The organism is Parendozoicomonas callyspongiae, from assembly GCF_023502345.1.
Classification (GTDB): Bacteria; Pseudomonadota; Gammaproteobacteria; order Pseudomonadales; family Endozoicomonadaceae; genus Sansalvadorimonas; species Sansalvadorimonas callyspongiae.
Genome location: NZ_JAMFLX010000004.1, coordinates 128,901 through 152,230 on the forward strand (window position 1 = coordinate 128,901; position 23,330 = coordinate 152,230).

A 23,330-nucleotide genomic window follows, 5' to 3' on the forward strand; every position below is an offset into this window, starting at 1 on the left:
ACAAGCAACAAGCAACTGGCTAGTTCTGAAGACGTCGTAGCTTAAGTGCCTTACTGCTTTAGGCTATCTTCCACTCTTATACTTTGTACGATATGAGGGTGGGCATTCCATATATCGAATAGTTTTTGGCTGTAACCAACGGAAACCGTAGATTCGCTTCGTACTGCATCCTCTGCAAACTGACAACCCTTGTCTGAAAAAATGTTCAGAGGTGTGACTTTAGATTGTTGAGTAGTGATATTGTCCTCTGTTATCGTCTCCATCCCTCCTTCGTGAAGATAGCATGTGCACATCTTGCCAAAAAACAAGCCCCATCTTGATACGTGCCTTATTTGCCCTCTTTTCATACCTTTTCCATATAAGCCATGCCTGACGCCAGGTGGCTGAGTAAACTGATTTCCAAATTTTCGATATGATTCAGTTTCTGCAAAGTTGCTTTTAACTGGCTCTATTTTTTGTATCCAGTACTTTGATTCTGTCCAGTGGAAAGGGTAAAGAGGAAATGGGTGAACATAGCTGGCCACGACAGCCTGGTCCGGCGAGGCTTTCACTGAGCTGCTGAAAACCTCATCGCTGTAGGTTGATACTTGTGTGCGTATGGGATGGAATCTTTCGTTTCCACTCTTGGTTCCTCCTCCTTCATAAAAATCCATTTCTTTGGTTTTAACTACCAAACCTCTATGGCAAACATTACCAACCTGTCCGACAGCTATTCCAGTTGACCAGTACTTACTGGGGAATTTAAGAAACTTGGAAAAAGAGTCTAAGTTGCTGGTGACAATATCACTTTGAGAGGCATTGCCTTCTTCACTGGCCCAAGCCGAGGTTTTATACAAGGCAAAACAAAGAGAAAGCAGAAGGAGCTTTCTTATGTCCACCATAAGTTGCCCAACGTTATCTGAAGAATTTTTCAATATAGTAGAAAATTGCTCCTCGCTCTTCCGAATATGAAACCTCTTCAGTGAAGCTATGAGGCTGCTCCCTGACTCTACCAATCAAAATGCCAGATTGAAGTAAAGAAAGGGCGGCATTGTCTGTAGTGCAGCCCTTTGTGGGGAGTGATAAACGATGGCAGAGTTAACCGTCGATACGCTTGTACTTCACGCGGTGAGGATTCAGTTTTTTCTCTTCCGGTAACTGAGCTTCATATTCGGTGTAGTTACCCTCAAAGAAAGTCACTTTAGACTCACCTTCGTAAGCCAGAATATGAGTAGCAACACGGTCCAGGAACCAGCGGTCGTGGGAGATCACCATAGCGCAGCCAGGGAAGGCCAGCATGGCTTCTTCCAGAGCACGCAGGGTTTCAACGTCCAGGTCATTGGAAGGTTCGTCGAGAAGCAGCACGTTACCGCCTTCCTTCAGGGTTGCAGCCAACTGCAGACGGCCACGCTCACCACCGGACAATTCACCAACACGCTTCTGCTGGTCACCACCTTTGAAGTTAAAGCGACCGATGTACTTACGGGACTGAACTTCATAGCCGTTAATGCGCAGAATGTCCTGGCCATCGGCGATGGCATCCCAGACAGTTTTGCTGTTGTCCAGCTCATCACGCATCTGTTGAACATTGGAGATCTTTACGGTCTCGCCCTGTTCGATGGAACCGGCATCAGGCTTCTCTTCACCGGTGATCATCTTGAACAGAGTGGATTTACCAGCACCGTTACCACCGATAATGCCGACAATGGCACCCTTGGGCACGCTGAAGCTCAGATCATCAATCAGCAGGCGGCCATCAAAACCCTTGGAGACATTGTTGAACTCCAGAACTTTGTCGCCCAGGCGAGGGCCGGGTGGAATATAGATTTCGTTGGTTTCGTTACGGTTCTGGAACTCCTGGGACTGCATCTCTTCGAAGCGAGCCAGACGGGCCTTGCTCTTGGATTGACGACCCTTGGCGTTGGAGCGGGCCCATTCCAGTTCCTGTTGCATAGCCTTGCGGTGTGCGTCCTGCTGTTTCTGTTCGGTTTGCAGGCGGGCTTCTTTCTGCTCCAGCCAGTTGCTGTAGTTACCTTCCCATGGAATACCGTGGCCACGGTCAAGTTCCAGAATCCAGTTAGCGGCATTATCGAGGAAGTAACGGTCGTGGGTGATCGCCACAACTGTTCCGGGATATTCGCACAGGAAGCGTTCCAGCCAGCCAACGGATTCAGCATCCAGGTGGTTGGTTGGTTCGTCCAGCAGCAGCATATCAGGGTTGGACAGCAGCAGGCGGCACAGAGCTACACGACGACGCTCGCCACCAGACAGGTTGGCAACGTTGGCATCCCACTCAGGCAGACGCAGAGCGTCGGCTGCGACATCCAGCTTACGCTCCAGGTTATGAGCGTCAGCAGCCTGGATAATATTTTCCCACTTGGCCTGTTCTTTGGCGAGCTTATCAAAGTCTGCATCAGGTTCAGCATAAGCTGCGTAGACAGCATCAAGCTTGGCCTGGGCTTCCTTGATTTCACCCAGAGCTTCTTCAACAACTTCACGAACGGTTTTGCCAGGGTCCAGTTCTGGTTCCTGTGGCAGGTAGCCAACATTCAGATCGGGCTGAGGACGGGCTTCACCGTCAAACTCCTTGTCGACGCCTGCCATGATGCGCAGCAGGGTAGATTTACCGGCACCGTTAAGACCGAGAACACCAATTTTTGCACCCGGGAAAAAGGACAGGGAGATGTCCTTCAGGATTGTGCGCTTGGGCGGCACAACCTTGCTGACCCGGTTCATGGTGTAGACGTATTGAGCCATCAGAAAGTGTCTCTTGAAAATATGTCAGGTTAATCGGCTAAACATACAAGATGAACGGCTGAGACACCAGAACCAAGAGCTTGGTTAACCCGAAAGAGACTATGTTTCGTGTCTATACTCCATCCCATCCCATCCCATCCCATCCCACCAGAAGAAGTGAAGGCTATTCTTGAGTGTGAGTGCGTTGATATCAACGAGAGAGATTCCAGCGGCCAGTATCCTCTGGAGATGGTGTTAATTATGGAGAACTGTCAAATGGCCAAACTACTGCTGGGGGCAGGTGCAGATCCATTCGTCAAACGCCAGGATGGTCAGAGAATTTACGATATCGCCGTTAACAGTGGCAATAAAACACTGCGTAGTATTTTTCTTGGATACTCGCGTTATCCGCAACCAGAGAAAACAGATCAATAAGTTAAGCTTTTCACTCCTCACTCATGGTGATTGAGGAGTGAAAGACTCAAGGCTGGTAAGGATCAGGATACTTCTTCCTCAACCTGCTCTTCTTCAGCTTCTTTGATCTTGGCTTCCGCTTCTTTCAGCTGGCGCGTCAACTGATCGATCTCATTCTTGCGGGAGCGGGCCAAACGGGATGCCTCAGCCAGTTGCTTCTTGTTAGCCTTGAGTTCGGAGTTGGCTTCGTGCAGCTTGGCTTTCAGCTTCTCTGGCTCAAGGTGTCTGAGACGCTTCAGCTCAGAAACATTCTCTTTAGCTTCTTTCTGGCTTTGCTTGACCTTGCCATCCAGGGTTTGAATCTGACGCTTGGCAGCGGCTTCGTCTTTGAGAGCCTGCTCTTTTTCCTGTTCGAGAGTGCTCAGGCGAGTTTCCAGATGACTGACCTCTGTCAGCTGGTGGTTAATATCCGCCTTGGTCTTGACTCCCTGCTCGGTCAGTTCACGAATTCGGGCTTTGGACTGTTCGAGACTCTTCTCAAGACGATCCATATCGGCTTCATACAGAGCTTTGATTTTATTTTCGCACTCTGCGTAAAACTGCAGCCTGTATTCAATAATTGCTTTAAGTTCGACTTCCAGTGCTTCTTCTTTACTTAAGCCTTTTTGCATTCCAGGAGCTTCTTCTATTGATTTTCACGTGTCTGCACAAGTAACAATAGCTTGGAAATCAAAATCCAAACCCAAGTGCACCAGTAATTATAAACCCCCTTTTCCCCGCTGATATTCGCTCAGATCAATGGATTGGCCGGGAAAAGAGCAAATCGGCCTGTATGTTAGCCCACTGTAGAGGTGAATGTATTGGCATTTTCTTTCAGATAATTTTTTAGAGTTAAGATATGTTTCTTTTTGGAGGATCCTAAAGTGTAAGGTGTGGACCCAAATAGGCTATATAGATTGTCTTTTCAGATGACTCTGGGTAAAAGTGGAGCCTATAACCGCCAGGTAGTGTCACATGGTTTTGGCAATTAACTTTTACGCCTTTAGGCAGCCAGAATTCGCGCTCACTTCTTTTTTTGGGGTCTTTATTTATAGATGATGATTCGCCGCTCACTTTTGCAGAAAGCCCGCAGGTGGACAGATGCTCATGCTGATAATCAGTAAATCCTCCTGTATTCCACTGATGGACAAAATCATTCATGCATAGGAGAGCGTCTCTGGCTTTACTGAGAATATCTGCCCTATGTCCCCACGTTTTCAACTGGGTTCCGAAGTCATCGAGAAACTCTAAACCATCAAAGAATTCTTTGCGCTTATTCCAAAGCTCTTTACCTGTAGCGAGCTGCTCTGCCCTACGGTGTTCTAATGCACCCTGGTGGAACACTAACGATTCAGATGAAAAGATATTATCAATTACCACGCCGGTCTCAGAAAAATCATTCTCGTCCTCATCTACATCAAACACCCAGGCCTGAAGCTCATTATTTGTCCATTTTTCAGAGATTGGGAGGCTAACTAAAAAAGAGTTATAAAAATGGCAAGCAAGAAGCGCTGATAGACCAGCTGACTCCCCTTTCAGCCCAACCTCTCTGCAGTAGCCAATCTTTTCCAAGTCAACATCTGTAAGCAGGGGTTGTCTGGTTTGCAAACTGCGAAAAGCTCGTACAACCTCTTTCAGGCCACTGTCTTCACAAGCTTCGTCATACCAGTTTCTCCAAGCATAATCTGGAGCCAACTGAACCTGAAACCAGTTTGGGTCCATGCTCTCATCAAGTAGCATCAGGTTGTAGCCATAACCCCTGCAGCGCAGGGTCACCTGAATAAACTCTGGTATTGCTGCCCTGGCACTGGATTGACTGTCAAATGGTAGAGAATGGTGGTTAAAAACCAACACCTGGCTCATACAACACCTTATTTATAGAAGCCGATCCAATTGCTTATCCCACTCATCAAAGAAACCATTTGGCCACTCATCAATACGGCCTAGATCATCAATTTTGGGTTTTCGAATGTGCGATGCATGCTCACTCCCCTCATTCTCTCGCTCAAGGAAAAACAAGCTCACAGTTTCTTTTGGGGCAAAACCTTCTTTGATGGCAACACGGACACCATTCAGGAAGTGATCAGAGTGCGATTCTACTATTAGTTGAATGCCAGATTGTGCTGCCAGCGTACATAACCGCCCCATGACGGCTTGGCCAGCAGGGTGCAAATGAGACTCTGGGTTCTCAATAATTAGCAAGTCGCCAAGCTTGGCTCGTAAGATGCTCGTAACTACCGGAAGTACGTAGCTCAAACCAAAGCCTACGTTTTGAGGTTTAAACTCATTGGTTGTCTCATTTCCCTGTACAAAGGCAAAACTCAGGGTGGCGGAGTTATATTGTGGTAAAGCTTCTGTTTTTACCTTAAGGCCAGGAGCAATTTCAGACATCCATGCATCAATATTGGCCAGCAAATCATTAGAGCCGGCAGAGGGGTGAATCAGGTCTTTATTTTCAAGAGGCTGGTCAGCATGATCAGCAATATAATGAACGGTATACTCCCCTTGGTTGCCCAGTGAGTTCAACTCGTTGATGTGAAACTCAGAGAGTTCATGGTGACTTTTTGGAGCAACCCTGTCAGCACTAAGGTATTGGAAGTTTTGATTGAAAAGGCTTAACTCTTCAGGCTTATCTACAGACACCTGACTTTGTACAGGTAGTAAGTCGGACTGAGAGGCATAGTCAAATACAAAAGTTGCTGCATCTTCCCGTTCAGACCATTTCACTGTGAAGTATATGGCCTCTTCTTCACTCTCTTGAGAGAGGACATCCCGTCCAGTTCCTAGAGACGCATAATCGCCCTTAAGCAATAGTCCTTTTGAAAAGAGAACATTCCTCTCATAGGACTGCCGCAAGAGCAGCAGTGTTTGTATGAGAGAGGATTTTCCCATGCCGTTAAGGCCTGAAAAAATGTTCAGCTGAGATAGCGGAAAGCCGCCTGTTAGCAAAGTTTTAAAGTTTCTGACATGCAGGTACTCAAGCATCACTCGTCTCCCTCAAAACCTGATTAAGTAAATTTTTTACCCGCTCATGCCGTATCTTCACGTTCTCAAGTTTCTGAGTGCTGTAAGTAATAGCGTTGAAGAACTCTATATCCTCTTTTAGCAGCTCCCGATTACGGGCTTTAATCACATCCTTATTGGACTCCAGTCTGGCAAACTCCTCTGGCTTACATCGCCCGAGACAAACAGACCAGACCTCAAATAAAGTGCTGCTTTTCCGCTTTTGCTTTTGAGAGCCATCAAGTATTTTCAAAAAAACATCATCATCCAATAACCGGTTACAGCGCTCAATTGCAGTGTCAAACAAGCCTTTCAGGCCGACCAACTCTGCGTCAGTTTTCTGTTTGATCTCTTCCAGCATATCATCAAGGAACGCTGTAATGTTCTTTTTACTGGTTTGGAAGTCATGTTGAAAAAAAGCAAAGAATCTGAGCACATGCTCCTGATCACTCATACGGCGGGACTGGTCACCCATAGTCATGATGAGATGTTGGTTTTCTGCGCATTTTTTCAGAAAATCCCGCTCTCTTGGCTTAGCCATTGCGTGCCGTATTTCCTGATTATTCAGAGTCAACCCACCGGTATTAATACGTTGAAAGATACTGTATTTCACTTCTGTGGGGGTAGTGGGTCTGATTTGGTAGGTGGTGACCTGACACTCTTTCAACCGCCTCTTATAAACCCGAGGCAGTTCATCATAGGTTTTACCTTTGAGCTCCTTTGAAAGGAACTCAAGTCCATGCAGCCTTAACGGCCTTTCCTTATCTAAAACAAATTTGCGTATAGCTGAAAGGCGCTGTAGCCCATCAACAACCAGCCACTTATCTTCATCACTGGCATCAAAATAAAATGCAGGTAGAGGCAGCCTGATTAATATTGATTCAATCAGTCGGCTCATTTTATTGGGAGACCAGAGATCAGCTCGCCGCTGAAAGTCTGTATTCAGCTCAATCTCACCATGTTCCATGCGCTCAATTAGGCTATCCATGGATACAGGGGAGACGGCGATATCAATCTTGCTGGGATTGAATGGCTGCATCTGATCATCGGGGTTGGAATCATTCTCCACTCCCTCCGATTCAAACTGCTCTTCCTCCAGCTCAATGGTGTTTTCTTCATCCTGATTGATTGACATTACTGTCTCCTGAAAACCTTTGGTGAGAGCTATGACGACATGCTCTCACAGTTTGGCCCCATGGCAAATTCATTGGCCTGATCAAAGAAAACTGGCTATTCTAGTCTTCCCAGCCTGGTGCACCAGTTCCATCACATAATCTAGCTCTGCCAGTTCAGCCAGCTTGATCTCCACATCACCATTCCCCCAGCGACCAACGTTTGAGATATCCTTGCAACGTTTTTGCGGGTCAATGATCTCATCAAATTTCATATTTAGGGAAAGGCGCAAGCCTGATGCCTGTGGAACCACATCCACAAAATTAGTATCCAGCTTGAAAGCAACGTACCTCTTTAGAAAATCTGCCGTTACATCTTCAATTAACTAATTTCGACCAGATTACCCTTAGCCTCAAGCCACTTCTTACGATCCGAAGCACGCTTCTTGGCCAGCAACATATCCATCACCTGGCGTGTTCCCATCACATCTTCAACTGTGAGCTGAACCAGACGGCGGGTGTCCTGCGCCATGGTGGTTTCACGAAGCTGCAGCGGGTTCATCTCACCAAGGCCCTTAAAGCGCTGGACGTTGATCTTGCCGCGCTTCTTTTCAGCCTTCAGACGATCAAGGATTGCATCTTTCTCGCCTTCATCCAGTGCGTAGAACACCTCCTTGCCGATATCGATTCGATACAGAGGAGGCATGGCCACATAGATATGACCACCTTCCACCAGTGGACGGAAATGCTGGATAAACAGGGCGCAGAGCAGGGTGGCGATATGAAGGCCATCGGAGTCAGCATCGGCGAGGATACAGACTTTGCCATAACGCAGGCCGTCGATCTTATCGGAGCCAGGGTCGACACCCAGGGCAACAGAGATATCGTGAATTTCCTGTGAAGCCAGAACTTCGGAGGAGTCGACTTCCCAGGTATTCAGAATCTTGCCTCGCAGAGGCATGATTGCCTGATGTTCGCGGTCACGGGCCTGCTTTGCAGAACCGCCCGCAGAGTCACCCTCTACAAAGAAGATTTCAGTCAGGTTCATATCCTGACTGGAACAGTCAGCCAGCTTGCCGGGTAAGGCAGGGCCCTGGGATATCTTCTTGCGCACAACCTTCTTGGCCTTACGCATACGACGCTGGGCCGTGGAGATGCAGAGGTCAGCAAGCTGTTCGCCCAGAACGGTGTTCTGGTTGAGCCATAGACTGAAAGTATCTTTTACCACGCCGGAAACAAAGGCAGCACACTCACGGGAGGAGAGACGCTCCTTGGTCTGACCGGAAAACTGTGGGTCAGCCAGTTTGGCAGAGAGCACATAAGAGCAGCGTTCCCAGATATCTTCCGGAGCCAGCCTTACACCACGAGGCAGAAGACTGTGAATTTCACAGAACTCACGCATCGCTTCCAGCAGACCACTGCGCAGGCCGTTAACATGAGTACCGCCCTGGGCAGTAGGAATCAGGTTGACGTAAGACTCGGTAGTCAGTTCACCACCTTCCGGTTGCCAGATCACGGCCCAGTCTACAGCTTCCTTCTCACCCTGAAGGCTGCCGGTAAACGGCTCGGCAGGAAGCAGTTCATAACCTTTTACTGCACCAGACAGGTAATCACGCAGACCATCTTTGTAATGCCAGGTTTCAGATTCACCGCTGGCAATATCCTGGAAGCTGACTTTCAGGCCTGGGCAGAGAACGGCTTTGGCACGCAAGGTGTGCTTCAGACGGGATACTGCAAATTTGAATGAGTCGAAGTACTTGGCATCAGGCCAGAATCGAACTGTGGTGCCGGTGTTACGCTTTCCGCAGGTATCGACAATCTTCAGATCTTCAGTTTTAAAACCATCGGCAAAACCAATAGTGTAAACCTGTCCGCCGCGACGAATGGTAATCTCCAGTTTGCTGGAGAGAGCGTTAACTACGGAAACACCCACACCATGAAGACCACCAGAGAACTGATAGTTCTTATTGGAGAATTTACCACCGGCATGGAGGCGGGTCAGGATCAGTTCAACACCGGAAACCTTATGCTTGGGGTGAATATCCACAGGCATACCGCGGCCGTTATCGGTCACTTCCAGAGAGTTATCCGGGTGCAGGCGTACTTTCAGTTCAGAAGCGAAGCCAGCCAGGGCTTCGTCGACACTGTTATCAATAACCTCCCGGGCCAGGTGGTTTGGCCGGGAGGTATCGGTGTACATGCCCGGACGTTTGCGCACAGGGTCCAATCCTGAGAGGACTTCTATGGCTTCGGCAGTATATTCGTTCTGCATGCTTATTTTGGAGAGCTCCTTTCTGAAGCGGAGGTCTGACCCTTTATTAGGGCTTTGACAAATTCAATAACCGGACAAGTTTAAAACGTCTTGCCCTGTCTGTTCAAAGCCGGGTTTATGCGGTTACATTTCCTATGCTGCAGTTGGTGCCAGCATGGGGCTGAAAAAGCTGAATATCATCGGGATGCTTTCAGCGAAATCTTCATAGGCATGGCTGCCGCGTTCATCAATTCGCTGGGGGCAGTCGCTGTAACGCTCAACGGCCAGGCGGTAATCGAGAGTTTCATCGCCGGTTTGAGCCAACAGAAGAATATTGTCTGGATGATGCAGCTTGGCAACTTCAAGATGGCGCAGCTGCTCAATATGTTCTGTGGTCAGCTCGTACTCATCATCACTATAATAGTATTTCTGGGGGCCGAGATATTCTTCGAACAGCTCGTAAGGGCGCACTGCCGGGTTGATCAATACCAGTTTAACCGGGAAATGGGATTCCTCTTCCAGCAGGCGTTCCATCAACCAGGTACCGAAGTACCCTCCCAGGGAGCTGCCAATGATATACACCGGTTTCTCTTCAAGGGCTACACTTGCCATTTCATAGAGCATGCGGGCACTTTCACCGGGCCATTCCGGGAGCTGGGGAACAATATACTCACAGGGGATATTCTGATTCTTGATGTATTGACCAAGAACCTGCGCCTTTGTAGACAGCGGAGAGCTGTTAAAACCATGGATGTATAAAAGGAGTGGACGCTTATCAACCACAGTTACCCCCCTCCAGCCTGTTTAGAAGACATGAACTCTGCATACTACCAGCACAGAGGCTCTTTCTAAATAACAGTGTTCGAGCAAGTTTCTTTTCTGATACATGACAAAAACGAGAGGTGTAAAAGGCGTACACTGGTGCCAAGGGAATAAATAATAATGGTGCAGTATGAACCCAATTCCTCTAAATATATTCCTGCCCGATGCAAGCACTATGGCTTATGGCTGTATGGGGCTGGGTGGTGGCTGGAACTGGGATGCAATTACCCGGGAACATATCGATCAGGCTCATAAAGTTATTGATACAGCCCTCGAGTCAGGCATTAATTTTTTTGATCACACCGATATTTATGCTTTTGGCAAAGCAGAAGAAGTTTTTGGGCGTGCTTTGGCTGAGCGTCCTGAACTGCGGCATTTGATGAATTGTATCGCAGCGGTAAGGTACGTTTATTTGGTGTGTCCAACATGTCCTGGCCACAGATGAAATTCCTGCAGTCCTTTCTGGATAAGCCCCTGGTTGTTAACCAGCTTGAGATGAGCCTTACCAAATTGGACTGGTTGCAGAGATGGCAGAGATTATGGGTGTCAGCCGGGAAGCGATTGTTCTCGGCTGGTTGGCAAGACATCCGGCCGATATTCAGGCCGTGATTGGTACGACCAGTCTTGATCGTATTAAAGCCTGTGGCGAGACCCAAAAGGTTATCTTAAGCAGGGAGCAGTGGTGTCAGTTGTTTGTTGCTGCCCGCAGTTCTTTGTTGCCTTAATTAGCCTTATTCTTCGCTAATTGGATTTAGCGGGTAGCGGAGAAATTATCCGTAAAAAAAGCTCTAGTTATAAAAGAAAGCAGAAAGCGCTGAAGGGAATTTCCCCTTATCCAGCACATACCTTACAAGCGAAGGAAGGGAGAGATACTTCAGGGACTTTTTGGCTTCTCTGAATCCATCCCCATAAATGGGATCTTTTGTTTCCAGAATAACTTTCATCCGGTACTTGGCTTCTTCCGTCTTTTGCCTGCGCAGCCAGAGATATTCCAGCAGCACACACATGCCTTCTTCAACTTTCAATGGCAGGCGTTTGCCTTTGGGGTTGTTGTAGAAAAACCAGGCATGTCCAAGTTCATGGATAACAACCGTTCTGAAGTGTTCTTCAGGAAGGTTCTTCTGAACCAGTATCTCTCTGAAGTCCCGTGAGACAATCCGCTTTCCAGCAAAGCTTGTGCTCCAGATTGCCAAGCCTAGTAAAGGGTGTTCATCATGATGATCATGTCGGCTGTTGCTGTGTAATTCATCCCGGTCTGCAAGACGCACAGGTGTCTCTGCATTATAGAGGTTCAGCCCAAGTTTTTTCAGGGCTTCTCGCATTTCGAGTGCCAACCGTTGTGCCCGGCTGTTTGTTGCGACACCATCATTAGCGCACAGGTTGCAGATCATCAGGCCATCAGGAAACTGCATTCCACCGCCAGTGATGGGGCCACAGACAACGCGGCCACAGCTGGTGCATTTCGCATACTTTCTGTGGGACAAGCAGAAATTATTGCCCCAGTAATCCTGCAGATACTGGCCGGTCAGATATTTCTTGCAGACATCGCAGCGAGGGATGAACTTTTCCTGAAAGCATTGCTGGTGCCAGGGTTTACCCTGCTTTTTTATATATTGTCCGTAGATTACTTTATCACAGCCTTCGCAGCGCAGGCACTCCCTGTGCCAGACCTGACCCATGGCCCGCACAAAGTGGTTTGATAATGGTTTCTTGCAGCGATGGCACTTCAAATTTCACTGTCCGTGTGTTTTGAGTATCTATTCAGAATAGATCGCCATTACCGCTGCATGACTATAATTCGAGCGTTTTGCTTCCAAAGTTATTTGCAGTTTTGGGAGGGCGAGAATGTCCACCTGTATTCATCGTCACGCCATAATCGCGCATATTCCGGATGAAAGAATTGTAGCCAACATGGATGTTGAGTGTGTGATCATCCCTGAAACACCGGCATCAGCCGTTGATGTCAAAGTTGATATCATCCAGAGAGGAGGGAAGCGGTTATCCAAACACTTTGTTCTTCCGGCAGATATCAGTTACAACCTGCCGCACTATCTGCGTGGTATCTTGCAGGAAGCGCACCTTGAATCCAAAGATCTGACCAGTCCTTTGGTCACGGATAAGGGATCAACATCCCCTATGGTTATGGAGTTGCTGGATGAACTGGTCAGCAAACTGAGGAGTAATCAAACGAGTGTTGATATCAGCCGCTATCTCAGTTTTCATACTTGAAGTGGTCGTTTTCATATGGTTCGCATAAGAACTACTTTTGTTTTTGGAATAAGTTTTCCAACAACTCTTCGGGTGTAGTACCAACCTTAAGCAGGCGTCGGTTGTAGCTTTTCAGCAGCCCCTGTTGCTCTGCTTGATCCAGAAAGGTCAGCAGGCTGTCGAAATACCCATTTACGTTAAGAATCCCGACGGGTTTGCTGTGCAGGTGAAGCTGGGCATTGGTCAGAGCCTCAAACAGTTCGTCCAGGGTTCCGTATCCGCCAGGAAGTGCGACAAATGCATCGGCTGTTTCCTGCATGGCCTGTTTACGGTCACTCATTGAGCTGACTTCCATCAGTTCAGTAAGACCTGTATGAGCGATTTCAGTATCAACCAGGTTTGTGGGCATGATGCCAATCACTTCACTGTTATGCTCTAAAGCACGGTCAGCAATTACCCCCATAAGGCCGGTACTGCTTCCGCCATAAACCAGCCCAATTTTCCGGGCTGCCATTGCATCTGCCAGATTAAGAGCCTGCTGCTGGAATTCGGGGTCAAGACCTGGATTGGCACCACAGAAAATACAAATTCTTCTCATATTATTTTCTTTTCCGTTCCTTTTGGGGAGAGAAAGCGAGTTGTTCTCGAGTCTATTAACTATTGCATAAACAGCGGAGTTTGGAGACGAAGAACTGTTACAAAAATTCCGGAACTCTTTCCTTGGTGTTGAGTCCAACGCGGCTAACAGTGGCTGATTTGGTTGCTTTGTGTATAGCGAGGCAAGCGAATGTAACCGTTGCTGCAGGACGTTATCTAATGTTTTATTCCCAAGGAAAAAGTCATGCTTCAGGTAAATCGTTTACAGCTGGTTTTATCATCCCTGAAAGTCACCATGTTGGCAGGAGCAATGGTTGCTGTCTGTCCTCTGGTCGTTAATGCGGGAGGGTATACTTACCAAGGCCCTATGTCACCTAATGGAGGGCATTACCCCGACCCCTCTAGATATTCTTACCAAAGCCCAGGGATGATGGGACATACAACAACAGAAGTCCCACCTGTTAACAAAGTTTATATTCGCAATAATGATGAGTATCTCCTGTATCAGGATCTGGGGTTTATCAACCACTGGCAAAACTATGCCCGCCATATTCTGGAACGCAAAGAAGCCCGTTTCTCTCACCCAGGTGCAATGGAGCAGTATCACCAGAACCAGATGATCATTGCCCGCCTTTTGGGTAGCGCCCAGGGAATGATGGAGATCAAAAATGAAAACATTTCAGAACGTCAGACGTTTATTGAAGAACTGCAGAGAGAGCTGGAAGAGCGTTACAACCAATGTGTAATGAGGCCAGCATCCCTGGCAGATGTAGCCAGTGGTATAGCTGCTCTGTATGGATTGTTCTCTACTGTCACCTTAAACCTCAAGGAGGCTGTTCTCAGCTTTGGCTGTAGCGGTGGTTTGTATCTCCTTTCCAATATTATGAAAGAGGTGGAGATTCACAGCCTTAAGAAAGCGCTCGAAGAGAGCAAAGTGGAGTACAAAGACATTACTGACCGTCAGTCACCGGTTAGCTATAACATGGAAAGAGCCAGGGATGAGTTACAGCAGGCCCGAACACTGGTTCTTCACAATATTGCCCTTAGAACAGGGGGTGACAGGCTGAACGACCAAAGGCGCAGACAGGCTGTTGGAGATTTATTCCAGGACAGTCAGTATCGGCATATGCAGCCACCAATGGAGCTTGCAAATTACTCTATTGCCCGGGAACTCTATGGGGTGCTGAGCAGCCAGGTTGACGATGATGCCTTTATTCTTGCGATAGGAGGAGAAAGACCAGATAGCAGTAGCGCCTATAAACTGTTGCGCTGTCAGGGGCGGTTCTATATTCCGGCTCCCTTCAGAGGGCAGGTTGAATATCTGGAGTTCGAGAAAGTTGAGAGTGTACTCGCCTTTATCACTGAGCTGGCAGAAGTTCACCATGCTCGTGGAGTTGGCTTCATTAATCTCGATCCAGTTCCCTCATCTGGAATTCGATAAGGAAGACAAAAAAGCCACTCATCATAACGATGAGTGGCTTGTAAGAGCTGTGACTTTTATCCGCGATTAACGGTAAATCATCTCACCCTTGGGAGCGTAAGCCTGAGCTTCGATTGGGCTGTGGCTTTCCAGGAATTCCTTCAGTACTTCTGCGTCAACAAAACCGGTGTTAACGAAGTTTGGATGGTTGTTGATCTTGGGATAGCCGTCACCACCTGCAGCGTTGTAAGAAGGGATGGAGAAGCTGTAGGACTTGCTCATATCGATGGGCTCACCACCAACTTTTACATCGTGAACCTTACCGCCTTCAACGCGCATGGAGATGTTCCAGAACTGAGCGTAGGCACCGGAGTCAACTGGCTTTGTTGCAACAGTGTTCAGGTACTCGATCACTTCAGGAGCACTCATGGTAACGGTGGTGATGATGTTGCCGAAAGGCTGTACAGTCAGAACGTCCTTGTAGGTGATTTCACCTTCGCTCAGGGAATCACGCACGCCACCGGAGTTCATTACGCCGAAATCTGCACCGGAACGCTCTGCCTGAGCCTGGGCAATGATATGACCCAGGTTGGTCTGCTGGAAACGAACAACATTACGGTCACCTTCCAGCTTGGCATCAGTTTCAGCAACTTTCTTCTGCAGGGAGTCCTGACCTTTTTCCTGGTAAGGCTTCAGGAATTCCTTCAGTTCTGGATCCTGCTTGATTTCGTCTTCGATCAGAACGTAGGTCTTCTTGCCGTCAACCTTGATCTTCTTCTTCAGGTTAACTGGAATGAGGTCGTAGGAAACCAGCTTCAGCTCACCATTCTTGAATTCATAGTCAGCACGGCCAACATACTTGCCCCATTCGTGAGCCTGCATGATCCAGGTGCCGTTTTGCTGATCAGGAGTACAGGTCATACCTGGCTTGTACTTCTCGTTAACATCGTCCTTGCCTTCCATGCAGACAGGCTCCTGGGAGTGACCACCAATAATCATATCCAGGTCGCCAACTTCCAGAGAGCGGGCCAGAGTCACATCACCAGGAGCGTTGATACCGCTCATAGCATTTTGGTAGTGACCCATATGTGTGGCTGCGATGATGATGTCAGGATTTTCAGTTTGCTTGATTTCAGCGATGACTTTTCTGGCTTCAACCTTTGGGTCGGTGAAGGTGATATCGCTGATAAATTCAGGGTTACCCAGCTTGGCAGTGTCTTCGGTGGTCAGACCGATAACAGCAATGCGCATATCGCCCTTTTCAAAAATCTTGTAAGGGTCAAACAGACGGTTGCCATCTTTGTAGATGTTGGCAGCCAGGAATGGGAAGTTGGACCACTCTTCCTGCTTCAGCAGAACTTTCAGAGGGTTATCGAATTCGTGGTTACCCAGAGCCATGGCGTCATAGCCGATACGGCTCATGCCCTTGAAATCAGGCTCAGCGTCCTGCAGGTCAGACTCAGGTACACCCGTGTTGATATCACCACCGGACAGCAGCAGCAGCTGACCGCCTTCGGCTTCAACTTCTGCACGGATCTGATCAATCAGAGTTTTACGGGCAGCCATACCATACTGACCACGCTTGTCGTGCCAGAAGCGGCCGTGGTTATCGTTGGTATGCAGAACAGTCAGATCGTAAGTTTTACCTTCTTCCCACTGGGGAGCAGGGGCGGAAGTGGTGGCGCATCCAGCAAGTGTGGCAGCAATAACTGAGGCCAGAGCTGTTGTTTTCAGCAAGTGAGATTTTTTCACGGGTTAGTCCATGTGTGTTAGGGGATTTCACTTGCGCGGATTATGAAAAAACTTAGTGCAGGATTGAATAAGCGCTGGTTTAAAGAAGAGTAATTAATAATGGTTTAATGATCTTGATCAAGGTGTTCTCGTATTTTTTCGTTGAGTTCTGTCGCTGCTTCAGTAACAGCCTGTTTGATTTTTTGAATACACTGTTTGCGAAGTGTGAACCAGCGAACACCTTTATCAGGAAGTGGGTCTGTACACATGTAAACTTTGACGCAAAATTCCTGAATTACATCAATCCTGTGTGGCTCTTCAAAAAAACCAGCCTGTCGTGCAAGCACCAGCGGTACAAGTTCTCTGATAACTTGATCTCTTTTTTTCACAGTGGCTTCTGTTTGAAGTCTCGCATGGCAGCCATAGCTCTGGCAGCGATAGTATCTTGGGTGACACTGCACCCAGTGAGAAGCATCCGCAGCATGATTGCAGGGGAGTAGAGCCATAGCTTCTGCAAAATTGTTTGTATCGTCACAGATCAATTGCTGGGTCAGTTTCAAAATGAGTAGTTCTTGCTCGTACTCATTAATAGCATATTGTTGAAACCTGCTTTGAAGTGCGTCTTGAGTCAGGTTTTGAATCTGGCTCTGCATGCCTTGTAATTGAGTTTCAAGTTCAGCAATTCGTAACAGGCGTTCAGTGCTTTCTCTCTCTTTTGCCTGGCGCTCATCAATGTCATGTTGATTTCGTTCTGTTTCTGTCGAGACCTGAATGCCTATGCTTGTTGATGCCTTCTTCAGATTTGGGGCAGGAGGCCTGGTAGCGTATCTCCGTTCATATTGTACTGGTGTTCTTGTCCGAGACGTTCGGGGTGGTGTAGACGATAAATACGTAGTTGTTGGCTGAGTGGAAAATGCCGCGCGTTTGGATGGAGGTGGTGCTATCGGAAAATCATCATCAGATGAACCGGAGCTATGAGTTGGAGATGTATCCGTAATGGCTACACAGCCAGGAGTATCGTTTGGGTTAGCTAGAACTTTTTTTTGAAGCGCCTTCAGCTGTTTGGCAGCCCTCCTACCATCGCGGGTTGTTGTCGTGACAGTGGATGTTGTCGTGACAACACTGCTCGTTGGCACTGTCGAGGGATAAGAAGTACTTAATCCTGATATACCTGAGTTAGACGCCATAACCAGACCAATATCCACAGTCATCAAATAAAAACTGGCGCAGGTTATAGAGGTAAGAGGAGAGAGCCAATAACCAGACGGGTAGCAGTATTAACTACCTGCCTAGCTATTAGAAAGGGCGCTGATTAATGGAGAGTGGAAATAGACTGCCCACTCCCTTTCTGGTTGGAGAGATAAAGGCTTTTCAGGATATTAAGAGCCTGGTTCAACTGGTAGTCAGTGACATCAAGTGGTTGCTCACTTTCACTGGCACCTGTGTTAGAAGAGTTCTTGTTGCTGCTCTTGTTATCATCTGCATTGTCCAGATGGCCTTTCAGGTCTGACTCACGATATCCCTGATCTTCCTTGACCCTGGTGACACTGGCATTGTCGACGGTAATGTCCGGCATAATGCCTTCAGCCTGAATAGAGCGTCCTCCCGGAGTGTAATAAAGGGCTGTGGTCAGCTTAAGGCCGCGCTCATTATCTGTGGATAGCGGAAGAACAGTCTGCACCGAGCCTTTACCAAAACTCTTGGTACCAACAACAATGCCACGCCGATGATCCTGCAGGGCTCCGGCAACAATTTCCGAAGCTGATGCTGAGCCACCATTGATCAGGACAACCAGAGGCATTTTTCCGGCTGGGGTTGCTTTGCTGGCGCTGTAACTCATATCAGAGTTTGGAATCCGGCCCTTTGTATAAACAATAAGCCCGTCATCCAGAAATACGTCTGCAACATCAACTGCTGCCTGAAGGACACCGCCGGGGTTGTTGCGAAGGTCCAGAATCAGACCGTTCAGCTGTTCGTTTTCCTGCGACTTGGCCAGTTCTTTAATAGAGTCGACAACCTCTTTGCCGGTATCGACCTGGAACTGACTGACACGGATATAACCTAGGCCAGGCTCCAGCGTGCGATGTCTGACACTTTCAATCCGGATGATATCTCGAACAACAGTAATATCGAGTGGCTGACTGGCGCCTTCCCTGATAATGGTCAGTTTGATCGGTTCGCCGGGTTTACCACGCATCAGTTCAACTGATTTTTTCAGGCCCATACCGCGAATCGGTGTATCGTCGATTTTGATAATCAGGTCGCCGGCTTTTACACCGGCTCGTTGAGCAGGTGTGTCATCGATGGGCGTGATTACCTTGATCATGCCATCTTCACTGCCAACCTCTATTCCAAGGCCACCAAATTCTCCGGATGTGCTCTGTTCGAGGTTTTTATAATCTTCCGGCTCCAGATAGGCTGAATGAGGGTCAAGGTTATCCAGCATGCCGCGAATAGCGTTTTCCAGAAGCTCAGTATCAGTAACGGGTTCAACGTAAGATGACTTGATTCTCTGCATGACTTCCGTGAAAGCGCGAAGCTCATCAAGAGGAAGGCTGCCTTTTTCAGGTTTTAGAGAAGTGCCGGCATTCTCTGGCTGTTTTTCCTCAGCCGAGATTTGGCCGGAAGTCAAAGCCAGCGAAAGAACCAGGCATAACCCCAGCCCCCAGGTACGAAAAGCCCAAAATCGATTAATGAGTGGAAAGGGCATGCAATGCTCCTGCTGATAGGATTTATTAACCATTTTTTACGTGCAGCCTCTTTTTGTCTTCCTTGTACGGGCGTTAATTTAATAAACAGAACTTAATGAGTATATCTGGAGAAACAGAACCTAGCCTCGTAACCAGGCCTGAGGGTTGGAGGGGCGGCCTTTATAGCGAATTTCAAAATAAAGCCCGGCTCTTGGCTGGCCTCCACTGTCACCAACCAGTGCAATCTTTTCCCCTGGAAGCACCCAGTCGCCAACAGTTTTCAGCAGCTCCTGATTGTGTGCATATAAAGTCATATAGCCACCGCCATGATCGATAATCAACAGCTGACCAAAACTCTTCATCCAGTCGGAGAAGATGACTCTGCCATGGTGAGGGGCTTTAACAGCTGTGCCGACACTGGCATTAATAAATACGCCATTCCAGGGAACCTTGGATTCGCTGCGCTTTTCACCGTAACGATGAAGAATTTTCCCTTTAACCGGCCACTGCATTTTGCCGCGTTCTTTCTTAAAAGGTTTATCAATTGAAGCAACGTACTCAATGGTGGTGATGGATGAGAGGATTTCCTGAAGCTCCTGCTGTTCTTTTTCCAGGCGCCCGAGTTTGGAACCGCTGGTCTTCTCACTTGCAGTGAGCTTGGCCAGTATCAGCTGTCGCTCTTTGCTTTGGGCATCCATCTCTTTTGCCTGGGCTGCCAGCCTGTTTTTTTTATCGCTGATGGTGTTGCTGGCGCGAACCAGCTTGTCTTCTGTAAGAGCCAGTTTGCGATCACTTTCCCTGAGTGCAAGCAACGCATCTGACTGAGCCTGGGCAAACCGGTCGTAATAGACCATCATCCGCCCGGCCTGAGAGGGACTTTGCTGGTTCAGGATGACTTTCAGCTGGGGATCCTGCCCGGCGACGTAGGCAGCTTTGATAGCCTTGGCAACCACCTTCTGGTTACGAGACTGTTCATTCTTCAGTTCACTGCGCCGGGCCTGGTGCTTTTTTTCTTCGATCTTGACCTCTTTCAGCTCTTTCTCCGTTTTACGGATGCTGCCCTTAACGCGGTTCAGTTCTTTTTCTGATTGCTCAAGGCGCGTTTCAATGCTGCTGCGTTCTTTCCGGATTTTATCGAGAAGAACCCGCAGTTCTTTAATATCCCTGTTGATACGCTCAAGGCGAGCGGAATCACTCTCTGCGACTGCAGGAGAGGGTGGCATGACCAGCAATAAGGCCATGATCAGGCTGAATGTCAGTGACTGGATTTTCATTGCGGTTTCTATCGCGGCTCGTGCCATTCATTATGCCCAGAGAAAGCCTTTGCCGGTAGAGAGAGGACATCATTTTTCTCCAGCGTGGGCAATATCGTTCAGGAAAAACGCTTTACCATTATTCGATTAAAGCAATAAATGAGCAGGAACACCGGGGATATCAATAAAAACTGGTTTCATACTATTGTTTCCAACCAGTTATTTCAGACGAAGTTATTCAAATGTTATACAAACGATTTGAGACTGGTGTTTTCAGCAGAAAAATATTTCTGTGGTTTATTACCGTTCTGGCTCTGGCTTCATCCCCTCTGGAAGCCGGGATATCCCATGTTTGTTTTATCGTTAATGGAGCTAGCAATTCTGGTCGGTGCGCCAGCACATGGATGTCGATTCACGACAAATATGTTCGCAAGCTGTTTATCCCCAAAGATTCAATGACGGTTGCTTCTGATGAGGAGCTGACGTACGAAGTTGCTGAAAGCTCATACCCGGGAGCAGTTCCTGAGATAGCTGAAAGATTATATGACGAGTGGGAAAGTGAGTCGGAAAGCGATGATGACCAGGTTCTCATGGTTGCAGTTGGCGGTGATGGTACTGTCAGTGAAGTTGTCCAGAACCTGCATGGTAAGAAGAATGTTGTTTTTAGTGTTCTGCCCTGCGGAACTGGCAATGACATCGCCCGAACCCTTGGAATCCCTTTTAACCTTAAAAAAGCTCTCGACATTATTCGGTGGGGTGGCAGGACAGTAAGTTATGGCGCTTACCGGATTCAGGCTGATCGATTAGGTGAAGGTGGTAACTTGATTCGTAAGTATGCTGTAGATGAGTTTGACCTCGGCGTTTGTGCAGATGGTGGGCTTATTAAATATCGTCACGATCGCAATATAAGAGAAAGGCCAGTACTTAACTGGATACCCAGATTTTTGAAATACCCGGCTATCACGCTGCTTTCTCTCATGAACTGGAAGGCCAGAAAAGTGCACGTCGCCTTGGATGAGTTAAGCCGGGAAAATTTTAATCTGGGGATGATTCTTGGAGGTTGTGGCCCAACAGTTGGAGGAGGGCAGAGGTTTTTCCCAGCGATGAAACCAGAAAGCGATAAGGGAGCCATGCTGATTGAACCTTCTTCAAGTCGTTTTCAAATTCTTTGGGATTTATTACACCACCAACTGGGCAGGAGAATGCCTGGAAGCAAGATGGTTGAGTTTACAAACGCAGCTATTAGACATGAAGATGGAGAAAGCCCGATTCTTCTTCAATATGATGGTGAGCCGGTCTTACAGACTCCGGCAGAAATCACCTGGCTTCCGGGTGCATTTAGATTTCTGGGAAAAGCGAAATAGAGTGACCATTAAACGGCCACTCTATATCTGCTTATGATCTGACGGAGTGTTAGATCAAAGAGTGGCCAGTCATCTCTTCCGGCTGTTCCAGCGCCATCAGTGATAGCAGAGTTGGAGCAATATCAGACAGCTTGCCATCCTTCAGGACAATATCTTTCGGGCCAGAGTAAATCAGAGGCACTGCTTCGCAGGTGTGAGCAGTGTGAGCCTGACCGGTAGATGGGTCTTCCATCTGTTCAGCGTTACCGTGGTCGGCAGTGATCAGACACTGGCCGTTCACTTTTTCCAGGGCTTCGACAATGCGGCCAACACAGGTGTCTACACATTCAGCAGCTTTGACTGCTGCATCAAACACGCCAGTGTGACCAACCATATCGCCGTTAGCATAGTTACAGATGATCAGGTCGTACTCACTGCTTTCAATGGCGTGAACCAGCTTTTCGGTCACTTCCGGTGCGCTCATCTCTGGCTGCAGGTCATAGGTAGCAACCTTGGGCGAGTTCACCAGGATACGGGTTTCACCGCCGTAAGGCTCTTCACGGCCACCGCTGAAGAAGAAGGTTACGTGGGCGTACTTCTCGGTTTCAGCAATACGCAGCTGGGTTTTGCCCAGCTTGGCCATGTATTCGCCCATGGTGTTAACCAGCGTTGCTGGTGGGAAAGCACAGGGAGCAGGGATACTGTCAGCGTAGCGGGTCAGCATAACGAAACCGGCCAATGCAGGACGCTGCTTGCGGGTAAACCCATCGAAAGCATCATCAGCAAATACACGGGATAGCTGGCGGGCGCGGTCAGCACGGAAGTTCATAAAGATAACGGCATCGCCATCTTTCATCACTGCAGCTTCTTTGCCTGCAGGAACAATGCTGGTGGCTTTAACGAATTCGTCGTTTTCATCACGCTGGTAAGCGGCTTCCAGACCTTCAACTGCGGTAGCAGCAGTGAATGCGCCTTCACCTGTAGTTATCAGGTTCCAGGCTTCTTCCACGCGCTCCCAGCGGGAGTCACGGTCCATAGCGTAATAACGGCCGATAATGCTGGCGACACGACCGGCATTCAGTTTCTGCAGCAGAGCATCGGTCTTTTCCAGGGATGCTTTGGCGCTGCGGGGAGGAGTGTCACGACCATCAAGGAAGGCGTGAACATAAACTTCCTTGGCACCCCGTTCAGCGGCCATTTCAATCATGGCGTGGATGTGGCTTTCATGGGAGTGAACGCCGCCGGGAGACATCAGACCCATGATATGAACGGCCTTGCCTGTGGAAACAGCTGCATCGACAGCCTTAACCAGCTCAGGGTTGTGGGCAAACTCACCGTCCTTGATGGATTTGGTGATACGAGTCAGGTCCTGGTAGACGATGCGACCAGCGCCCAGATTCATATGACCCACTTCACTGTTACCCATCTGGCCGTCCGGCAGGCCAACATCACCACCGGAACCGGAGATCAGGGAATGCGGGTTTTTAGCCCACATGCGATCCATGTTCGGAGTATTGGCTGCAAGAATGGCGTTGGATTCTGCGGATTCACGATGGCCCCAGCCATCAAGAATCAGCAGTGCAGTTGTAGTGCGCTTTGTCATGCTGTTTCGGCGTCGCGTGAGGAAATTCAAAGTGTGAATTCTAGCGCTTTCCGGGCATTGAGGCTACGTAGAATACTTACCAATACCGGACAATAGCCTGTGAGAAAGTGTGCGAAATCATTGGTTTAA

23 protein-coding genes are annotated in these 23,330 nt (G+C 48.3%); 7 read left to right on the forward strand and 16 right to left on the reverse strand.

Annotated features, from left to right (window positions below):
* Positions 1 to 50: 50 nt before the first annotated feature.
* The gene (locus M3P05_RS04420) at positions 51 to 914 is read right to left on the reverse strand and encodes a hypothetical protein (RefSeq protein WP_249698129.1); all 864 of its coding nucleotides are present in this window, start codon (positions 912 to 914) and stop codon (positions 51 to 53) included.
* A 163-nt stretch (positions 915 to 1,077) separates the two neighbouring features.
* Positions 1,078 to 2,736, reverse strand: coding sequence for an energy-dependent translational throttle protein EttA (gene ettA / locus M3P05_RS04425; protein ID WP_249698131.1), 1,659 nt, complete (start codon positions 2,734 to 2,736; stop codon positions 1,078 to 1,080).
* Positions 2,737 to 2,844: 108 nt separating this feature from the next.
* On the opposite strand from ettA, the gene M3P05_RS04430 reads away from it, so the two are divergent.
* Positions 2,845 to 3,150, forward strand: a complete 306-nt coding sequence (locus tag M3P05_RS04430) for an ankyrin repeat domain-containing protein (RefSeq protein WP_249698133.1) — start codon at positions 2,845 to 2,847, stop codon at positions 3,148 to 3,150.
* Positions 3,151 to 3,212: 62 nt separating this feature from the next.
* Here M3P05_RS04430 and M3P05_RS04435 read toward each other — a convergent pair whose 3' ends face one another.
* The 7 genes from M3P05_RS04435 to M3P05_RS04465 form a co-directional block, all read right to left on the reverse strand.
* Positions 3,213 to 3,800, reverse strand: coding sequence for a hypothetical protein (locus M3P05_RS04435; protein ID WP_249698136.1), 588 nt, complete (start codon positions 3,798 to 3,800; stop codon positions 3,213 to 3,215).
* Positions 3,801 to 4,047: 247 nt separating this feature from the next.
* Complete coding sequence (locus M3P05_RS04440; RefSeq protein WP_249698138.1) at positions 4,048 to 5,031, reverse strand: hypothetical protein; 984 nt, start codon at positions 5,029 to 5,031, stop codon at positions 4,048 to 4,050.
* A 12-nt stretch (positions 5,032 to 5,043) separates the two neighbouring features.
* Positions 5,044 to 6,153, reverse strand: a complete 1,110-nt coding sequence (locus tag M3P05_RS04445) for an AAA family ATPase (protein ID WP_249698140.1) — start codon at positions 6,151 to 6,153, stop codon at positions 5,044 to 5,046.
* Complete coding sequence (locus tag M3P05_RS04450; RefSeq protein WP_249698141.1) at positions 6,146 to 7,306, reverse strand: DUF262 domain-containing protein; 1,161 nt, start codon at positions 7,304 to 7,306, stop codon at positions 6,146 to 6,148. Before M3P05_RS04450 ends, M3P05_RS04445 begins: the two co-directional genes overlap by 8 nt.
* An 81-nt stretch (positions 7,307 to 7,387) precedes the next feature.
* Entirely contained in the window at positions 7,388 to 7,666 is a 279-nt protein-coding gene (locus M3P05_RS04455; RefSeq protein WP_332841996.1) for a DUF5655 domain-containing protein, read from the reverse strand.
* On the reverse strand, positions 7,666 to 9,555 hold the full coding sequence (parE, locus tag M3P05_RS04460; protein ID WP_249698146.1) for a DNA topoisomerase IV subunit B: 1,890 nt from the start codon (positions 9,553 to 9,555) through the stop codon (positions 7,666 to 7,668). The genes M3P05_RS04455 and parE overlap by 1 nt, the downstream gene beginning before the upstream one ends.
* 132 nt (positions 9,556 to 9,687) lie before the next feature.
* A complete protein-coding gene (locus M3P05_RS04465) occupies positions 9,688 to 10,317 on the reverse strand; it encodes a YqiA/YcfP family alpha/beta fold hydrolase (RefSeq protein ID WP_249698148.1) in 630 nt (209 codons plus the stop codon).
* A 214-nt stretch (positions 10,318 to 10,531) separates the two neighbouring features.
* Here M3P05_RS04465 and M3P05_RS04470 point away from each other — a divergent pair, with 214 nt between their 5' ends.
* From M3P05_RS04470 to M3P05_RS04475, 3 genes are read left to right on the forward strand one after another with little or no spacing between them, the layout of a single operon-like run.
* On the forward strand, positions 10,532 to 10,801 hold the full coding sequence (locus tag M3P05_RS04470; protein WP_249698150.1) for an aldo/keto reductase: 270 nt from the start codon (positions 10,532 to 10,534) through the stop codon (positions 10,799 to 10,801).
* The gene (locus M3P05_RS21200) at positions 10,783 to 10,965 is read left to right on the forward strand and encodes a hypothetical protein (protein WP_408635858.1); all 183 of its coding nucleotides are present in this window, start codon (positions 10,783 to 10,785) and stop codon (positions 10,963 to 10,965) included. The genes M3P05_RS04470 and M3P05_RS21200 overlap by 19 nt, the downstream gene beginning before the upstream one ends.
* Positions 10,884 to 11,081, forward strand: a complete 198-nt coding sequence (locus M3P05_RS04475) for an aldo-keto reductase family protein (protein ID WP_249698152.1) — start codon at positions 10,884 to 10,886, stop codon at positions 11,079 to 11,081. The genes M3P05_RS21200 and M3P05_RS04475 overlap by 82 nt, the downstream gene beginning before the upstream one ends.
* Positions 11,082 to 11,144: 63 nt before the next feature.
* Here the strand turns inward: M3P05_RS04475 and M3P05_RS04480 are convergent, their stop codons facing one another.
* Positions 11,145 to 12,086 carry a protein DA1 gene (locus M3P05_RS04480; protein ID WP_249698153.1) on the reverse strand — a complete coding sequence of 314 codons (942 nt, stop codon included), beginning with the start codon at positions 12,084 to 12,086 and terminating at the stop codon, positions 11,145 to 11,147.
* 115 nt (positions 12,087 to 12,201) lie between these two features.
* Between M3P05_RS04480 and M3P05_RS04485 the strand changes: the two genes are divergently transcribed.
* The gene (locus tag M3P05_RS04485; RefSeq protein ID WP_249698154.1) at positions 12,202 to 12,585 is read left to right on the forward strand and encodes a hypothetical protein; all 384 of its coding nucleotides are present in this window, start codon (positions 12,202 to 12,204) and stop codon (positions 12,583 to 12,585) included.
* A gap of 31 nt (positions 12,586 to 12,616) precedes the next feature.
* Here the strand turns inward: M3P05_RS04485 and M3P05_RS04490 are convergent, their stop codons facing one another.
* Positions 12,617 to 13,162, reverse strand: coding sequence for an LOG family protein (locus M3P05_RS04490; protein ID WP_249698155.1), 546 nt, complete (start codon positions 13,160 to 13,162; stop codon positions 12,617 to 12,619).
* Positions 13,163 to 13,405: 243 nt separating this feature from the next.
* Here M3P05_RS04490 and M3P05_RS04495 point away from each other — a divergent pair, with 243 nt between their 5' ends.
* Entirely contained in the window at positions 13,406 to 14,602 is a 1,197-nt protein-coding gene (locus M3P05_RS04495; protein WP_249698156.1) for a hypothetical protein, read from the forward strand.
* A gap of 66 nt (positions 14,603 to 14,668) precedes the next feature.
* On the opposite strand, the gene ushA is transcribed toward M3P05_RS04495, so the two are convergent.
* The 4 genes from ushA to M3P05_RS04515 all read right to left on the reverse strand — a co-directional run bounded on the left by ushA (position 14,669) and on the right by M3P05_RS04515 (position 20,303).
* Positions 14,669 to 16,333 (reverse strand): bifunctional UDP-sugar hydrolase/5'-nucleotidase UshA, encoded by a 1,665-nt coding sequence (gene ushA, locus M3P05_RS04500; RefSeq protein ID WP_249698157.1) that lies wholly within the window; start codon positions 16,331 to 16,333, stop codon positions 14,669 to 14,671.
* Positions 16,334 to 16,437: 104 nt separating this feature from the next.
* Entirely contained in the window at positions 16,438 to 17,523 is a 1,086-nt protein-coding gene (locus tag M3P05_RS04505; protein ID WP_249698158.1) for a hypothetical protein, read from the reverse strand.
* Positions 17,524 to 17,624: 101 nt separating this feature from the next.
* Complete coding sequence (locus M3P05_RS04510; protein ID WP_249698159.1) at positions 17,625 to 19,022, reverse strand: S41 family peptidase; 1,398 nt, start codon at positions 19,020 to 19,022, stop codon at positions 17,625 to 17,627.
* 120 nt (positions 19,023 to 19,142) lie between these two features.
* Positions 19,143 to 20,303, reverse strand: coding sequence for a murein hydrolase activator EnvC family protein (locus M3P05_RS04515; protein WP_249698160.1), 1,161 nt, complete (start codon positions 20,301 to 20,303; stop codon positions 19,143 to 19,145).
* Between the two features lie 194 nt (positions 20,304 to 20,497).
* On the opposite strand from M3P05_RS04515, the gene M3P05_RS04520 reads away from it, so the two are divergent.
* The gene (locus M3P05_RS04520; RefSeq protein ID WP_249698161.1) at positions 20,498 to 21,619 is read left to right on the forward strand and encodes a diacylglycerol/lipid kinase family protein; all 1,122 of its coding nucleotides are present in this window, start codon (positions 20,498 to 20,500) and stop codon (positions 21,617 to 21,619) included.
* Between the two features lie 49 nt (positions 21,620 to 21,668).
* On the opposite strand, the gene gpmM is transcribed toward M3P05_RS04520, so the two are convergent.
* Positions 21,669 to 23,201, reverse strand: a complete 1,533-nt coding sequence (gpmM, locus tag M3P05_RS04525; RefSeq protein WP_249698162.1) for a 2,3-bisphosphoglycerate-independent phosphoglycerate mutase — start codon at positions 23,199 to 23,201, stop codon at positions 21,669 to 21,671.
* Positions 23,202 to 23,330 lie beyond the last annotated feature (129 nt).

Bases quoted from the DNA above. Each gene is read 5' to 3' on its own strand.
- M3P05_RS04485 (WP_249698154.1), top strand. From the start codon at position 12,202: ATGTCCACCTGTATTCATCGTCACGCCATAATCGCGCATATTCCGGAT.
- M3P05_RS04495 (WP_249698156.1), top strand. From the start codon at position 13,406: ATGCTTCAGGTAAATCGTTTACAGCTGGTTTTATCATCCCTGAAAGTC.
- M3P05_RS04510 (WP_249698159.1), bottom strand. From the start codon at position 19,022: ATGCCCTTTCCACTCATTAATCGATTTTGGGCTTTTCGTACCTGGGGG.
- M3P05_RS04505 (WP_249698158.1), bottom strand. From the start codon at position 17,523: ATGACTGTGGATATTGGTCTGGTTATGGCGTCTAACTCAGGTATATCA.
- M3P05_RS04490 (WP_249698155.1), bottom strand. From the start codon at position 13,162: ATGAGAAGAATTTGTATTTTCTGTGGTGCCAATCCAGGTCTTGACCCC.
- ettA (WP_249698131.1), bottom strand. From the start codon at position 2,736: ATGGCTCAATACGTCTACACCATGAACCGGGTCAGCAAGGTTGTGCCG.
- M3P05_RS04475 (WP_249698152.1), top strand. From the start codon at position 10,884: ATGGCAGAGATTATGGGTGTCAGCCGGGAAGCGATTGTTCTCGGCTGG.
- M3P05_RS04445 (WP_249698140.1), bottom strand. From the start codon at position 6,153: ATGCTTGAGTACCTGCATGTCAGAAACTTTAAAACTTTGCTAACAGGC.
- M3P05_RS04440 (WP_249698138.1), bottom strand. From the start codon at position 5,031: ATGAGCCAGGTGTTGGTTTTTAACCACCATTCTCTACCATTTGACAGT.
- parE (WP_249698146.1), bottom strand. From the start codon at position 9,555: ATGCAGAACGAATATACTGCCGAAGCCATAGAAGTCCTCTCAGGATTG.
- M3P05_RS04435 (WP_249698136.1), bottom strand. From the start codon at position 3,800: ATGCAAAAAGGCTTAAGTAAAGAAGAAGCACTGGAAGTCGAACTTAAA.
- M3P05_RS04520 (WP_249698161.1), top strand. From the start codon at position 20,498: ATGTTATACAAACGATTTGAGACTGGTGTTTTCAGCAGAAAAATATTT.
- M3P05_RS04515 (WP_249698160.1), bottom strand. From the start codon at position 20,303: ATGGCACGAGCCGCGATAGAAACCGCAATGAAAATCCAGTCACTGACA.
- gpmM (WP_249698162.1), bottom strand. From the start codon at position 23,201: ATGACAAAGCGCACTACAACTGCACTGCTGATTCTTGATGGCTGGGGC.
- M3P05_RS21200 (WP_408635858.1), top strand. From the start codon at position 10,783: ATGTCCTGGCCACAGATGAAATTCCTGCAGTCCTTTCTGGATAAGCCC.
- M3P05_RS04450 (WP_249698141.1), bottom strand. From the start codon at position 7,306: ATGTCAATCAATCAGGATGAAGAAAACACCATTGAGCTGGAGGAAGAG.
- M3P05_RS04470 (WP_249698150.1), top strand. From the start codon at position 10,532: ATGGCTTATGGCTGTATGGGGCTGGGTGGTGGCTGGAACTGGGATGCA.